Raw genomic sequence first — 15,341 nt, forward strand, 5'->3', positions numbered from 1 at the left:
GTTGTTAAAACAATGGAGGTTTTGCAGCGTTTTTTTGTAATTTTTGTTTTACGGTATATTCTATTTGGAAAGGATTGAAACTTTGTGCCGGGGAAGGAACTTTTACATGAATTGACCGGTGAAATTATCAGGCTAAAAAAAGAGCGCAACGCGGTTATATTAAGCCATCTCTACCAGCGGCCGGAGGTCCAGGATATAGCTGATTTTGTCGGTGATTCGCTGGGTCTGTCTCAGCAAGCGGCCGCTACGGACGCTGACGTGATTGTCTTCTGCGGTGTGCATTTTATGGCGGAAAGCGCATCCATTCTTTCGCCTGAAAAGATAGTGGTCTTGCCGGACGAACATGCCGGCTGCCCGATGGCGGACATGGTCGACGAAGTGGCGCTGGCGCGGAAAAAGCAAGAAATGCCGGACGCTATTGTGGTTTGTTATGTGAATACTTCCGCGGAAGTGAAAGCCGAATGCGATATCGCCTGTACTTCCGCCAATGCTGAAAAGGTGATCAAGTCCCTGCCGGAGGACAAGCCGATCCTGTTTGTTCCGGATAAAAACCTGGGGAGTTATGTGGCTGCAAAAACCGGGCGTGAGATGGTTGTCTGGGAGGGCTGCTGCAACACCCATGACCGGCTTACCGCCGATGATCTTTTGGCTGCCAGGGCGGCTCACCCCACCGCTTTGATTCTAGTTCACCCCGAGTGCCGCCCGGAAGTGGTCGCCCTGGCTGACGTGGTAGCCAGTACTACCGGCATGATTAATTTTGCCCGGGAAAGCAGTGCCCGCGAATTTATTGTCGGCACTGAGATGGGCATCCTGCACCCGCTGCATAAACATTGCCCGGACAAGCAGTTTTATCTGGCTTCCGACAAGTTGGTTTGCCCAAATATGAAGAAAACTACCCTGGAAAAGGTCCACCGGGCGCTAATCAACCTGGAACCAAGGGTGGATGTTCCCAAGCAAATTAGGGAGCGGGCCGTCCGTTGCCTGGACAAGATGTTGGCGGTATGATGCGCCGCCTGATTGAGGAGGTTTCCTTTTGCCGGATAAATACATGATAAATTTCGACTCCCGGGAGCTAAAACAGGAGGACGATGAATATATCATCCTGGGAAGCGGTATAGCCGGGTTGTATACTGCTTTAGCCGCTTCCGAAGCAGGTGGCTCGGTTACTGTGCTGACCAAGTACAACATGATGGATACCAGCACGGACAAAGCCCAGGGTGGAATTGCCGCCGCTCTCGGTGACAGCGACTCGCCGTCTTTACATAGGGAGGATACTATTGTGGCCGGCGCCGGCCTGTGCGATGATGAGGCTGTGTCGGCGCTGGTCAACGAGGGGCCGCAACGGGTCAAAGAATTGATCGAAATGGGCGCTATTTTTGACTCTGACAGTCAAGGGCTGGCTCTGACGAGAGAGGGTGCCCACAGTCAGAGGCGGATTCTGCATGCCAGTGGTGACGCCACGGGCGCTGAAATCCAAAGGGTGTTGACTGAGCGCGTCAGGGAAAAGAAAATACGTGTTAAGGAAAACCACTATGTGGTGGACTTGCTTGTATGGAATAATACTTGTTATGGCGTGGTGGCGTTTGACCGGGATAATGACAGCTTAAAGATTTATCGCGGTAAGGTGGTAGTACTGGCCACGGGCGGGCTGGGCCGCTTGTTTGAGTTCAATACCAATCCCGAAATAGCGACCGGCGACGGCATAGCGATAGCCTTTCGTGCCGGGGCTGAAGTAATGGACATGGAGTTTATCCAATTTCACCCCACTGTGTTAAAACTGCCGGGCGCGCCGCCGTTTTTAATTTCTGAAGCGGTGCGCGGCGAAGGCGCCTACCTGCGCAACGTCGATGGCCTGCGTTTTATGCCCCGCTATCATGACTTGCAGGAACTGGCGCCGCGGGATATCGTCGTGCGGGCGATGTTGAAGGAAATGGCCACGACCGGCGCTAATAAAGTATACCTTGATTTAGCTCATCTCGATCCTGAAGTGATAAAAAAACGTTTTCCAAATATTACTAAAACTTGTGCGACATACGGTTTGGATATATCTGTCGACCCAATCCCGGTGGCTCCTGCCGCCCACTACATGATGGGCGGGGTGAAAACCAACCTTGTGGGTGAAACCAGTATCAAGGGTCTTTATGCTTGCGGTGAGGTTGCCTGTCAGGGGGTACACGGAGCCAATCGCCTGGCAAGCAACTCTTTGCTGGACGGGCTTGTTTTCGGAGGCCGGATCGTGGATGAAACCAGGCAGTTCCTAAAAACCTATCACCCCCGCCGTCCGGAGTTTGCCTGCGACTGGCTGCTGGAGCCGGTGAAAATAGATTTTGGAGAGTTGCGCAAAAAACTTGAGGTCCTGATGGGCAGCAAGGTTGGTCCGGTGAGGAGCGGGCAGGGGTTAAAGGAGTCGCTGAACTTTTTTGATTCCTGGGGATACCTGGGACGACACAGTGCGGAAAACGTCGAACAGATGGAAGTGAAGAACATGCTGCAGGTTGGCGAACTGGTGGCCGAAGCGGCCCTGGCGCGGCGCGAAAGCCGTGGCGGTCACTACCGGGTGGATTATCCCGACAATTCCCGGCGCTGGCAGAAGCATATTATCTTTAGACGATAAAATAAAGTTAAAAGGGGCTGACTTTTCGGTCAGCCTTTTTTCAATTATTTACTGTTTACCGGAGGATAAGCGGCTTTTAAGTCGAAATATATAATTGTTCAGTCTTTAGCATTTGACGGGAGGGATACATCTTGTTCAAAAGCATCAAGTCAAAAATTCTCGCTTTGCTGTTACTGGCAGTAATGGTGTTAATAGCCACCAATCTAATCGCTGTTGTTGCCGCCAGGCGGGACCAGGCTGAGCAGTTGCGTATCGCTCTTCAGGATAGTGCTTTAGCCAACAGTAAGATGGTTGATGAAAGAATCCGGAGGCATATTGACAGGTTAAGCGTACTGGCAAATACCGCTACGGTTAAAGGTGACGACAAGAATGCGGCGCAGGCTTACTTGCTTGCTGAACTCAATCGTGATTTAAACCAGGAAGGATATTATTTTGATTTGATATCTCTGGCGGATTTAGACGGAACAGCGTTTGCCGTTGACGGCAGCAGGGTGGATGCGTCCGACCGGGCATACTTTCAGGCAGTCTTGAACGGACAGGACATTGTTGTGTCCGAGCCCATTATTTCCAGAAGTGGCGGTAAAATATCGGTAGCCATCGGGATGGCGGTGAAAAGGGACGGCCGGTTGTTTCGCGTGTTGATCGGCCTGATGAGCCTGGAAAGGCTTTCTGACGAGGTGGCTGCCATGAGACACGGGGAAAATGGGCGTGCTTATATTATTGACGCCAATGGCACGTGTATCGCCCACCCGGACAAAGAATTGCTCGGTGTGGATTTTTCGAAAACCGGTGGACCAGTAACACAGCAAATGGCGGATATGATTAAAACAATGATAATAGATAAAGCTGGTGTGGCAGAATACGGCTTTATGGGAGTCAACTCCATTCTAAATTACCAGCCAATTCCGTCGACCGGCTGGATCCTGGCGGTGGTAGCCGACCGCAATGAGGTTTTTGCCGCAGTTGACAACCTGACCCGGCAACTCACCGCAATAATCGTAATTACCACGTTGCTGTTACTGATTTTGGGCTGGTATTTTACCAGTAAAACAGTTCAGCCGATCAGTGACCTGATTACCGCAACCAGCCGGGTGGCCCAGGGTGACCTGGATACGGAAATAGTTGTAGATACCGGTGATGAGATCGGTTACTTGGCCCGGTCTTTTGACCAGATGCGACAGGACACTAAGGAGTTGGTTAACAATATTGCCGTAGCCGGCAACCGGGTGTCCGATATAGCTAAAGCGCTGGCTGTCAAGGCTGACCAAACCGCGGCGGCGGTTCAAAACGCGGGAATACCGGTATCCGGCGCGGGCAAAGCCGGAACAGGCCCTGGAGGCGGAGAAGCCGGCGCAGTCTCTTTCCGCACGGAGCATGATCGTCAAGGTATCGATAATGTTGTAAATACGATGCGGGAAATAGAACGTTCAGCCAACCAGGTGACAGCGTCACTGAACACTTTAAACCAAGCTATTGATGATGTGGGGCAGTTCGTGGAAGCGATCAACGCTATAGCCGGTCAGACCAATAAGCTGGCTTTGGACGCCGCTGTTGAAGCCACCCGGGCCGGCGAGGCGGGTAAAGGGTTTACTGTGGTTGCCGATGAAGTGCGCAATCTGGCTGAAAGTTCTGCTGAGTCGGCTGCGGAAATCAGCCGGTTGATCAGCAGGATTGTCAGTGAAGTAAAGCAGCAATCAGCTGCTGTGGTTGTCTCGGAAGACGGTAAGAAAAAGATGCCGCGAAATGAACGGATGATGCAGCATGTTAACCAGTCGTTGGCCGCCATCATTGGACTGGTGCAGGATTTAAGCGAGAAGGCCAAGGATGTGGCCGTTGCTGCTGAACAAGTGGGAAGAGCAGGACAGGATGTTGATGATGCCGGGAATAACTCAAGAAGTTGACAATCTTAAATTGTTAGCGGTATACTTTCGTAACAGTTCATATAAGATAGCATTTGTTGGGAGTGGGAAGGCAGTTGAAAAATAAATCGTTGAAGATTATTTCGTTATATATATGTTTATTTGCGGTGATAACAGTTATATTTACAGGCTGTTCATGGTGGCCTGTCGGGGTTGGTAGAACAGGCAGCCCGCTGGTGATAAAAGTTGAAGATTTTAGTATTTTTCTTTTTGAATCTTCAGAGGAAATTTACCGGGCGAACGTAAAGGATCAGGCAATGTGGGCCGGGCTAAAGGAGAAAGCCATCGGCGACGCGGAATATGCCGGACATTATAGCTGGCTGTATGACACCTATAGTGGTTGGGACGAACACCGCCGCACCCAGTTAAAAACAATCCTGGCCAATTACGACCCGCAGTATATGATTGAATGTTTGATCCAGGACGGAAAACAAACAGCGAGTTTTGATGAGATCATTAAATTTATCCGTGAGGAACGGTGTTTTAGGAATCAAAGAGATTTGCTGGTGGATTTTTATTCATGGTACGGCGCTAATTGCGCCTTGCCGCATTATGAGCAAATTAAACCGCTTTTGCAGCGGAAGGTCGATAAAACAATGGCTATGGTTGATAAAAACTTCGATATCGTCAACTTTATAGAAAAGGAAACCGGTATTCGCCAGAAGAAAAAGCTGCAAAACGTTGAGCTTCAATTAAATATGAGAATTATCGGGATGTCGGTTTTTTCGCGGAAAAAGGACACCATAACAACTGTCCAGTGGAACAGGACTCCTGAAAAGATCTGGACTGCGGTATTTAATGAATTTAGCGCGCCATTTTTCGAAACATTTACAGATACCTGGTCGTTTAAGTATATGGCCCGAAAGCTGAAAAAAGATGAAAAGCTAGCAGGCAAGTATAAGGATGATATTCCTTATACTTGGGAAGGGTGGATAGAAGAAAATTTGACCGAAGGCTTTGCCAGATATCTGGTTGTCCGCAAAGGGATTACCAGGGATTTGGGCGAAGGGTCTTATGTTTTTGACAAGGAATATGCCCAGACGCTGACTAGCAGTTTTGATCCGCAGAAGACCTCATTGAAAGAGTTTACTGTAAATTATATAAAGAAAACTTATGATATTTAATCTGGTGGAACGGGGGGCGTTCATTGGAGTTTAACGTGATTGAATTGCGTAAACTGATCGTAGATTGCTTAAATGAAGATATCGGTACCGGAGATTTGACCACCAACAGTATCGTTCCCGCAGATGCCGTTTCAACCGGTTATATTAAGGCCAAGGGAAACGGTACGTTAGCGGGGATGCAGGTGGTGGATGAGGTCTTCCGTTGTCTTGACCCGGCATTGCAATTTCAAGCACGGGCTGGTGACGGTGAGCTTGTAGAGCGTGGCCGGGTGTTGGCTGAGGTTAGCGGCAACGCGCGGGCAATCCTGACCGGTGAGCGGCTGGCGCTGAATTTTCTCCAGCGCCTTTCGGGAATTGCCACTAAGACAGCTCATTTAGTAAAATTAGTGGCTGGTACAAGGTCGCGTATTATAGATACCAGGAAAACCACACCTGGTTTGAGAATGCTGGAAAAATACGCTGTCAGGGTGGGTGGTGGACACAATCATCGCTTTGGCTTGTATGACGCCGTACTGATTAAGGACAATCATATTAAAATAGCGGGTGGTATCACCAATGCAGTAAAAGCGGCCAGACGGGCCAGCCCCCATACCGCGAAAATTGAAGTTGAAGTAGAGAGCCTGGCACAGTTGAGAGAGGCGCTGGAAGTCAAGTCTGACATTATTATGCTGGACAACATGACTGTGGAGATGATGCGTGAGGCCGTGGCGATTGTGGCAGGCCGGGCGCTGGTGGAAGCGTCAGGTGGTGTCACCGAGGAAAATATCCAGGCGGTAGCGTCGGCCGGCGTTGACCTGATCTCAGTTGGGGCGTTAACTCATTCGGTTAAATCTCTTGATATCAGCCTGGATTTAGTAGAAATAAAGCTCGATAAACGTTAACTTTATCAGTAATAAATGTTGACGTTTTATGGGCAAAAGATTAGAATATCTTACGGGAGTGGTTATTTTGAAAAGGGCTATTCTCCGGCTTCTAAAAGAGTTCCGGCCCGAATATGTTTCCGGTGAAGACATATGTAAAAAATTCAATGTAACCAGGACCGCGGTCTGGAAGCATATACAGGCCTTACGGGAGGATGGGTATGAAATTGAAGCCCGTCCGCGCGCGGGCTATTCACTAGTTAGTGTTCCGGACAGGCTTTATGCCGAGGAGATTCTGGACGGGCTGAACAGTAAGTTTTTCGGTCATGAGGTTTATTATTATGACAGTGTTTCTTCTACGAATGATGTGGCTAAGGAATTAGCCTTACAAGGTGCGCGTGACGGCTCGCTTGTTGTTGCCGAGGAGCAGACCGGGGGTAAAGGCCGGTTGGGTAGGGAATGGTATTCGCCTAAGTATAAGGATATTAAATTTTCCTTGCTCCTCTATCCGCCCGTCAATCCTTCCGAGGCATCTCAAGTGACCATGGTGACGGCGGTAGCCATGGCTCTGGCGGTTAGAAAAAAGACAGGGGTGCCTGCGGGCATCAAGTGGCCGAACGATCTGCTGGTGGAGGGCAGGAAGATCTGTGGCATCCTCACTGAAATGAGCGCTGAATTGGATAAAATTAATTATCTGGTGGTAGGCGCCGGCCTGAATGTCAACCAGGAGCTTGCTGATTTTCCTGAAGAAGTGCGTGATATTGCTACCTCTCTGAAGGTGGAAAAGGGGGTTGAGCTAGCCCGGGTCAGTTTGCTGCAGGCAATACTGGAGGAGTATGAACAATGGTATATGCTTTGGCTGGAACAGGGCTTTTCAGTAATTCTAGCCAAATGGAAAGAGTTGTCTGTTTCATTGCATTGTCCGGTACGTATCCATACCTTGAATAAATCCTGGGAGGGTTGGGCGGAAGATGTGGACGCTGACGGAGCGCTGTTGTTGCGTCTCCCGGACGGCGGGCTGCAGCGGCTGATAGCAGGCGACGTCTCATTGCGGGTGTAAAAATTTTAATTTAAATGTCAACTTTATTGTGGGTGATGGTTTACGCATTGTGGCGGGCGGGATAGTGTTTAAGAAGTCAGGAGTCAGTAGTCAGGAGTCAGGAGTCAGAAGACAAGAGACAAGGAGTTAGGAATCAAGGAATTAGAATAAAAGGATGGTTAGTTTGTTGTTTTATATTATTCTGAATTCTGACTCCTGAATACTTATTTTACAGGGGGAGGTTGATTTTATGTCCAGGTTTTCAGCGCGTGATATTACTATGACCGCGGTTTTTGCCGCAATGGCGGTAGTTGCCGCCATGCTGGTGCGCTACGCCGGTTCTGTTGTGCCTTTTAGTCTTATGCCTTTTGTGGTTATGCTTGCGGGTGGCTTGTTAGGACCACGCCTGGGGGCGCTGAGTATTGTTGTATATATTTTGCTGGGTTTGGTAGGTTTACCGGTATTTGCCACCGCTCCCTTTGGCGGGCCGTCATATGTTTTTCAACCGACTTTTGGCTTCCTGCTTGGTTTTATCGGAAGCGCATATGTTATCGGCGCTCTGCTAAAAAATCCGGAAAAGAGAAGTTACGCGCGCTATTTTATTGCTATGCTTGCCGGAATAATAGTTTATAATGTGGTTGGATTGCCTTATCTTTATGCTATTTTGACTTTTTATCTGGGTAAAACTTATTCTGTGATGCAAGTTTTGAAAATCGGTTTCATCCCATTCATTACCCTTGACCTGGTTAAAGCGGCAGTGGCCACGGTACTGGCCAGGGCGGTCTACCGGAGGTTGGACGCATACGGTGTCGACCGGACATGAACCGCGTCGTATGCCAAAAGGTCTTGATAGACTGATTCATTGTTTTTTTTCTTAATAAAAGGAGTATTTTAATATATGAAGAATTAATTTACCAGATTGCAATGAGGAGTTGGTTACATAATGCTCCGTCTGGTTAATGTCATGGAAATTCTAGTACGGGAGACTATTGACGACATCCTGAGAAATTATCAGGAAATATGCAAGTGTGAACGCTGCAAGTTAGACATGGCGGCGATTGCGCTGAACAAGCTGTCTCCTTCCTACGTGGTTACGGCGGAAGGTGAGGTTTTGTTGAGGGTGGGTTCCTTGAAACAACAAAACAAAGTGGATATTATCAGGGTTGTAACTGAAGCCATTGATATTGTGAGCAAAAAACCGCACCATTTAAGGGAAGAAAACTGAAACTTGATGAATCTGAGCCACAGGTTGCACCTTGCCGGGCTCTTTGGTAAAATTGTATGGTGACATTCTACAGTAGCATTTTACATGAAAGCGGGGACGGAAATGATCCTGGTTTTTGATGTCGGCAATACAAATATAGTTCTGGGAGTCTACAGAGGCAGCGAATTAGTGGCGGACTGGCGAATATCCACAAGACGTGAACGCACAGCCGACGAATATGGGATCATGCTTAAAGAATTGTTCGCTATCTCAAAACTTGAGATGAGTTCAATTAAAGCCACAGTAATTTCCACGGTGGTTCCGCCACTGACGTTCACATTGGAGAGAACATGTCAAAAGTATTTTGAGCTTACACCACTGATCGTAGGCCCGGGCATTAAGACAGGGCTTCCGGTTCATTATGAAAATCCCAGAGAGGTAGGAGCGGACCGTATCGTCAATGCAGTTGCCGGTATTGAACTGTACGGCTGCCCGCTGATCATAATAGATTTTGGAACAGCCACGACCTATTGCGCTATTAACTCAAGGGGCGAATATCTGGGCGGGGCGATCGCACCTGGTATCGGCATATCTACGGAAGCGCTTTTCGCGCGGGCGGCTAAGCTGCCCAGGGTCGAATTGGTTAAACCGCCCTCTGTTATCGGGAAAAACACTGTCACAAGCATGCAGTCCGGTATTTTCTACGGGTTTGTCGGGCAAGTCGATGAAATTATCAGGCGGATGAAAAAAGAATTAGGTGAAAATGCCAAAGCCATTGCCACTGGCGGTCTTGCCAGGCTGATTGCCCAGGAAAGCTCGGAAATTGACCGGGTGGACTCTTTCCTGACCCTGACCGGGTTGCGTTTAATTTACGAGAGGAATTTACCGAAATGAGGATCGGACAAGTTATGCTGGCCAATCCGGTGATATCCGCCCCGATGGCGGGCATTACCGACAAGGCCTTCCGGATATTAGCCCGAGAGGTGGGATGCGGCCTGGTCTGCACCGAAATGGTGAGCGACCAGGCTCTTTTATATGGTAATCCGAAGACCTGTGAAATGCTAAACCTGGCTGGTGAGCGCGGCCCGTTAAGTGTTCAAATCTTCGGCTCGAACCCCGTTTATATGTCCATGGCGGCGCAAATTGCGGAAAGCCGCGGCGCTGCTATTATTGACATCAATATGGGATGTCCGACACCCAAAATTGTCAAGAACGGTGAAGGGGCGGCGCTGATGAGGAATCCTCAATTAGCGGCTGAAATTGTCAGGGCAGTGGTCGAGCGGGTGCAGATCCCGGTAACGGTTAAGATGCGTAAAGGCTGGGATGAAGAGTCGGTAAACGCTGTAGAAATGGCAAAACTGTTAACCTGTGAGGGTGCCGCGGCATTAACCGTACATGGCCGCACGCGGTCACAGTTTTATACCGGGAAGGCGGACTGGGAAATAATCGCCGCGGTGAAAAAGGCTGTGGACGTGCCGGTAATCGGCAACGGCGACATCCGACGTCCGGAAGATGCTTTGTTAATGATGGAGCAGACAGGCTGTGACGGGATTATGATTGGCCGGGCTGCCTTAGGTAACCCATGGATATTTGCCAGGACGTTGCATTTTTTGGAAACCGGCATGATTTTACCTGAGCCCGGGCCGGGAGAACGGGTGACGATAGCCCTGCGGCACTTGAACTTACTTATAGAAAACAAGGGTGAGAAAGTGGCTGTGCGGGAGATGCGCAAGCATGCCGCCTGGTACACCAGAGGACAGCGGGGCGCGGCGAAGGTGAGGGAAAAGATTAATAGAGCCGGATCTAAAGAGGAACTGGAAAAGATATTAAATTTGAGTTTATGTGGTACTTGCGAAGAGTGGTAAGCTTTGTTAATATTTTAGTGTACACAAATATGTGCACATAATTATCTGACTCATGAAGAATAATATACTTACAGGTTAGCGCCAAGCCATATGAACAAAAACTTTATTAGTACTCAGGAGTCAGAATGGGAGAATGGTTTATTGTCTTGAAATATTCTGACTCCTGACTCCTGAATTCTGAATACCTAAAATAAAGGGTGTGTGTTTTGGATTTAATTCGTCTTGGGGAGAAGATAATAAGCAGAAGAAAAATTAATCATATTGTTAGCAGTATGCTGAATCTGAGGGGTAAAGGTCTTTCCCAAACTGAAGTTGCTTCAAAGCTGGGAGTTGACCGGACTCTGGTCTGTCGTCTGGAAAATTTAGGTGAAATTAGGAAGGGACGCAGGCTGGCTGTCTTCGGTTTCCCTGTTTTGAATAAAGTAGAGATTCGGGAGGTTCTGGAGCGGGAAGGCGTGGATTTTATTTTTCTGATGTCCGAGGAGGAGCGTTGGGAATTTGTTAAACAAAAAAGCGGTGTTGATTTATTTGATGCAATCATGGATTTGATTGTCAAAGCCCACTCTTTTGATCAGGTGCTTGTGATCGGTTCAAATCAGCGGATCAAAATTTTTGAGGCGGTTTTAGACAAAGAAGTGGTGGGGTTTGAGATTGGCGAGTCGCCTATTCGAGAAGATAAGTATGTCGACCCGGATGAATTAGTGGATTTGGTCAGGGCAATCAAGGAATAGGAGGTTAAAGTTTGCAAAGATTTGCCTTCATGCTCCACCCCCTGTCAACGGGGGATGTGGTCAGGAAATTCAGGATTGCAAAACTTATGCCTGACAAAGTGCTGGAGCGGGCGTTTGCCCTGCTGCCACCGTTAAAAACGTCTCAAATCACCGGGATCCACTCTCAGCACGGAGAGACGGAAGGGTGGTTTATCGCGTGCCCGCTGACGCCCAGGCTGATCATGAGTATGCCGCAGGCATATGTTATCAATAAAATAATTCAAGGCGGCCGCCTGGCTGAGAAACTGGGCGCCAAGATACTTGGCCTGGGCGCTTTTACAAAAGTAGTGGGCGACGCCGGTGTTACGGTTGCCAGGAATTTAAAAATACCTGTTACCACGGGAAATAGTTATACAGTGGCCACGGCTATACAGTCGGTCAGGGAGGCCGCACTGGTGATGGGTCATGACTTAAAAAAGGCATCGGTGGTGATTCTCGGCGCCACTGGTTCCATCGGGCGGGTTTGCGCGTTGATCTTGGCTGGAGAAGTACGCAGCATGACCCTGGTGGCCAGGGAAGAACGCAAATTGGAGGAACTGGCCGCGAAAGTGCTTTATGATACCGGACTGGCTGTTAAAATCACATCCGACAGTAAAAAAGCGCTTCGCTCCGGCGATATCGTGATCACAGTGACCAGCGCTATAGATACGCTTATTGAACCGGAAGATTTGAAGCCCGGCGCGGTTGTTTGTGACGTCGCCCGGCCGCGTGACGTGTCAAAGAGAGTTGCTGAGGTGCGTGACGATGTTCTTGTTATTGAGGGAGGGGTCGTGGAAGTACCCGGCGATGTCGAATTCAACCTGAACTTCGGTTTCCCTCCTAAGACGGCTTATGCTTGTATGGCTGAAACAATGGTATTGGCACTGGAAAAACGCTTTGAAAGCTTTACGCTCGGCCGGGAGCTGCGCATAGAGAAAGTTGAAGAAATCGCCGCGCTGGCAAAAAAACACGGCTTTAAACTGGCCGGCTTCCGTAGTTTCGGCAGGGCAATATCCTTGCAGGAAATCGAAATGATCAAACGTCACGCCAGGGGTGCCGCAATTCTGCCGGCAATGAATAATAACTTTGAATTGATTCCGGAGTCAAGATAGCAAGATAGCCTTGACAAATCTGAGGCATCTCCTTATAATGTCACTAAAGTCCTGACTGTATAATAAATTAACAGCACCATCAAGCACTGCGGAGGGGTCGCTTTTTGCAGTGCTTTAAGTGTAGTATGGGGCTTTTTCTACCCACATGAATATATAAAGACACGTTACATATATTTTTAAAAGGTCATTCCAGAGATAAGGAGACTGTGTTAATGAAAGAAAAAGAAGTAATTTTAACTGTTGACGGGCTAAAGAACTTAGAAGACGAGCTTGAACAGCTGAAATCGGTAAAACGGCGGGAAGTGGCTGAGAGAATCAGACAGGCCATTGCTTTTGGCGACATTAGCGAGAATTCTGAGTATGAAGACGCGAAAAACGAGCAGGCCTTTATTGAAGGCCGCATTTTGACTTTAGAAAAGATGCTGCGAAACGCAAGAATAATAGATGATGAGAACTTAGGCACTGAAGTTGTTTCCATCGGTTCGGTAGTTTTGTTAAAGGATCTGGAAATTGACGACGAGTTTAAGTATACTATAGTAGGTTCCGCGGAGGCCGACCCCGGGGCGAACAAGATTTCAAATGAATCACCGGTGGGCAAGGCTATACTTGGCATGCCCAAGGGCAGTGTGGTTGAGGTTCAAGTGCCGGCGGGATTACTAAAATACCAAATCATGGATATATTGAGGTAAGTACGTACCGGAGGTAGTTAACATTTATGTCTGAAAAGAAAAAAGACGCCGTTACGAAGGATGATGCGCAGGTTTCATCCGAAGAGGAACTTAACGAGTTAATGCTTGTGCGCAGGGAAAAGCTTGCCGAACTGCGGGACAAGTGTGTGGAACCTTATGGCGGACGTTATGAGCGCACTCACATGGCAAAAGATATTTTAACCAATTTTGCGGAATTAGAAAATAGTACTGTTGTAGTGGCAGGTAGAATAATGTCCAAGCGGGGGATGGGTAAAGCGTCATTCGCTCATATTCAGGACGCTACAGGCCAGATTCAAATTTACGCCCGTTTAAACGATATTGGTCAGCAAGCGTATGAATTATTTGGTAAATTAGATATAGGCGATATTATTGGTGTGTCCGGTAAGGTTTTTAAAACCCGCATGGGTGAAATTACTGTCGCAACGGAAGACTTAAAACTGTTGTCAAAATCGTTGCGCCCCCTGCCGGAAAAATGGCATGGGCTAAAGGATGTGGAACTTCGTTACCGGCAGCGCTATGTGGATCTCATCGTAAATCCGGAAGTAAAAGAAGTTTTTGAAGCTAGAAGTAAAATTGTACGCGCTGTGCGCAGTTACCTGGACAACCGCGGTTTCCTGGAGGTGGAAACGCCGATGATGCACAGTATTGCCGGCGGCGCCGCGGCTAGGCCATTTATCACATACCATAACACCTTGGATATGAACCTGTTTTTAAGAATTGCCCCGGAGCTTTACTTGAAAAGGCTAATCGTAGGGGGTTTTGAAAAGGTTTACGAGATAAACCGTAATTTCCGCAATGAGGGAATTTCCACTAAGCACAACCCTGAGTTTACCATGCTGGAATTATACCAGGCTTACGCCGATTATAACGATATGATGAATTTAACCGAGGAACTGGTTTCCAGCATTGCATTAGATGTGTTCGGAACCGCAAAGATAGAATATCAGGATACCCAGATCGATCTGTCGCCAAAGTGGACAAGGATTCCCATGCTCGAGGCGGTCAAGTTACACTCCGGTATTGATTTTAGTATAATAAAAACCGCTGAAGAAGCTAAAAACGCCGTAAAACAGGCGAAGATCGGTCTGGAAATTGAACCGGGCGAATCATGGGGTTCCATTTTAAATAAAGTTTTTGAAGAAGTAGTGGAGCCCAGGTTGATTCAACCCACTTTTATAATGGATTACCCGGTGGAAATATCGCCGCTGGCCAAGCGCAAAGCTGAAAATCCTGAATTAACATACCGGTTCGAATTATATATTTACGGCCGTGAAATGGCCAACGCTTTCTCTGAGCTGAATGATCCCATTGATCAAAAGGGGCGCTTCCTAAAACAAGTTGAAAAAAGAAGCGCCGGGGATGAAGAAGCGCACATGATGGACGAAGATTATATTACCGCTTTAGAATACGGTATGCCTCCGGCAGGCGGGTTAGGCATCGGGATTGACCGGCTGGTAATGCTGTTGACGAACTCACCTTCAATCAGGGATGTCATTTTGTTCCCGTTAATGAGGCCGCGTGATTGATAGAATCGGGGACATTCCTCCGGCCCCAAAGATAGGCCCGTTAGGGAGGTGTGTCCCCTTTCCTAAGCCATGAACTCTTCACCCTCGGGCGAAGGAGTTTGCTAGCTAAAAATGATGGCGAGATGTTGACATGGTTATCTCTTTATGATAATATAATCACCCGGGTATTTTTCCAAATGATTAATTTCCCGGCAATAAAAAAGTCTTGACAAGAGAAATTGAAAGTGGTAAAGTAGCAAATGTGTTGCGGAAAATTTCGCAACCATAAGCGACAAGAGGTCTTTGAAAACTAAACAGTGGATGGATGGAAATCACAGTAGTCAGTAGTCAGTAGTCAGAATAAATTGAGGTACGAATTTATTCGCGCATCAATAAGACTACCGGCAACAGACAACCGACAACTGAAAACACATGACTCTCGTCGAAGCGAAAGCTAGAAGCGAGCAGTACATTCCGAAAGAAGAAAAAGAGCCAAGAAAACAAACTATTCATATATAAATGGAGAGTTTGATCCTGGCTCAGGACGAACGCTGGCGGCGTGCTTAACACATGCAAGTCGAACGGAGGTTACGAGGAAGCTTGCGAATTGTAACCTTAGTGGCGGACGGGTGAGTAACGC

The 15,341-nt window shown here is 48.1% G+C and carries 14 protein-coding genes and 1 rRNA gene; all 15 read left to right on the top strand.

Going from position 1 to position 15,341, the window contains the following annotated elements:
* Positions 1-84 precede the first annotated feature (84 nt).
* Positions 85-1,005, top strand: a complete 921-nt coding sequence (gene nadA / locus L7E55_RS12900) for a quinolinate synthase NadA (RefSeq protein WP_277444691.1) — start codon at positions 85-87, stop codon at positions 1,003-1,005.
* A 28-nt stretch (positions 1,006-1,033) separates the two neighbouring features.
* Positions 1,034-2,614, top strand: coding sequence for an L-aspartate oxidase (gene nadB, locus L7E55_RS12905; RefSeq protein ID WP_277444692.1), 1,581 nt, complete (start codon positions 1,034-1,036; stop codon positions 2,612-2,614).
* Between the two features lie 131 nt (positions 2,615-2,745).
* A complete protein-coding gene (locus L7E55_RS12910; RefSeq protein ID WP_277444693.1) occupies positions 2,746-4,515 on the top strand; it encodes a methyl-accepting chemotaxis protein in 1,770 nt (589 codons plus the stop codon).
* Between the two features lie 74 nt (positions 4,516-4,589).
* The gene (locus L7E55_RS12915; RefSeq protein WP_277444694.1) at positions 4,590-5,657 is read left to right on the top strand and encodes a hypothetical protein; all 1,068 of its coding nucleotides are present in this window, start codon (positions 4,590-4,592) and stop codon (positions 5,655-5,657) included.
* Positions 5,658-5,680: 23 nt separating this feature from the next.
* On the top strand, positions 5,681-6,538 hold the full coding sequence (nadC, locus tag L7E55_RS12920) for a carboxylating nicotinate-nucleotide diphosphorylase (RefSeq protein WP_277444696.1): 858 nt from the start codon (positions 5,681-5,683) through the stop codon (positions 6,536-6,538).
* 58 nt (positions 6,539-6,596) lie between these two features.
* The gene (locus L7E55_RS12925) at positions 6,597-7,577 is read left to right on the top strand and encodes a biotin--[acetyl-CoA-carboxylase] ligase (RefSeq protein ID WP_277444710.1); all 981 of its coding nucleotides are present in this window, start codon (positions 6,597-6,599) and stop codon (positions 7,575-7,577) included.
* Positions 7,578-7,806: 229 nt separating this feature from the next.
* Positions 7,807-8,379, top strand: coding sequence for a biotin transporter BioY (locus L7E55_RS12930; RefSeq protein ID WP_277444697.1), 573 nt, complete (start codon positions 7,807-7,809; stop codon positions 8,377-8,379).
* A 120-nt stretch (positions 8,380-8,499) separates the two neighbouring features.
* Entirely contained in the window at positions 8,500-8,781 is a 282-nt protein-coding gene (locus L7E55_RS12935) for a late competence development ComFB family protein (protein ID WP_277444698.1), read from the top strand.
* Positions 8,782-8,883: 102 nt separating this feature from the next.
* Positions 8,884-9,654, top strand: coding sequence for a type III pantothenate kinase (locus tag L7E55_RS12940; RefSeq protein ID WP_277444699.1), 771 nt, complete (start codon positions 8,884-8,886; stop codon positions 9,652-9,654).
* Positions 9,651-10,625 carry a tRNA dihydrouridine synthase DusB gene (gene dusB, locus L7E55_RS12945; RefSeq protein ID WP_277444700.1) on the top strand — a complete coding sequence of 325 codons (975 nt, stop codon included), beginning with the start codon at positions 9,651-9,653 and terminating at the stop codon, positions 10,623-10,625. Before L7E55_RS12940 ends, dusB begins: the two co-directional genes overlap by 4 nt.
* A gap of 197 nt (positions 10,626-10,822) precedes the next feature.
* A complete protein-coding gene (locus L7E55_RS12950) occupies positions 10,823-11,356 on the top strand; it encodes a transcriptional regulator (RefSeq protein ID WP_277444701.1) in 534 nt (177 codons plus the stop codon).
* Positions 11,357-11,367: 11 nt separating this feature from the next.
* Complete coding sequence (locus L7E55_RS12955; RefSeq protein WP_277444702.1) at positions 11,368-12,486, top strand: shikimate dehydrogenase; 1,119 nt, start codon at positions 11,368-11,370, stop codon at positions 12,484-12,486.
* 212 nt (positions 12,487-12,698) lie between these two features.
* The gene (greA, locus tag L7E55_RS12960; RefSeq protein ID WP_277444703.1) at positions 12,699-13,175 is read left to right on the top strand and encodes a transcription elongation factor GreA; all 477 of its coding nucleotides are present in this window, start codon (positions 12,699-12,701) and stop codon (positions 13,173-13,175) included.
* Between the two features lie 26 nt (positions 13,176-13,201).
* The gene (lysS, locus tag L7E55_RS12965; RefSeq protein WP_277444704.1) at positions 13,202-14,722 is read left to right on the top strand and encodes a lysine--tRNA ligase; all 1,521 of its coding nucleotides are present in this window, start codon (positions 13,202-13,204) and stop codon (positions 14,720-14,722) included.
* A 495-nt stretch (positions 14,723-15,217) separates the two neighbouring features.
* Positions 15,218-15,341 (top strand): 16S ribosomal RNA (locus L7E55_RS12970); the annotation flags it as partial.

This window comes from Pelotomaculum isophthalicicum JI (genome assembly GCF_029478095.1).
Taxonomy (GTDB): Bacteria; Bacillota; Desulfotomaculia; order Desulfotomaculales; family Pelotomaculaceae; genus Pelotomaculum_D; species Pelotomaculum_D isophthalicicum.

Coding starts and splice junctions, on each gene's coding strand:
- L7E55_RS12930 (WP_277444697.1), top strand. CDS start 7,807: ATGTCCAGGTTTTCAGCGCGTGATATTACTATGACCGCGGTTTTTGCC.
- L7E55_RS12935 (WP_277444698.1), top strand. CDS start 8,500: ATGCTCCGTCTGGTTAATGTCATGGAAATTCTAGTACGGGAGACTATT.
- L7E55_RS12940 (WP_277444699.1), top strand. CDS start 8,884: ATGATCCTGGTTTTTGATGTCGGCAATACAAATATAGTTCTGGGAGTC.
- dusB (WP_277444700.1), top strand. CDS start 9,651: ATGAGGATCGGACAAGTTATGCTGGCCAATCCGGTGATATCCGCCCCG.
- greA (WP_277444703.1), top strand. CDS start 12,699: ATGAAAGAAAAAGAAGTAATTTTAACTGTTGACGGGCTAAAGAACTTA.
- lysS (WP_277444704.1), top strand. CDS start 13,202: ATGTCTGAAAAGAAAAAAGACGCCGTTACGAAGGATGATGCGCAGGTT.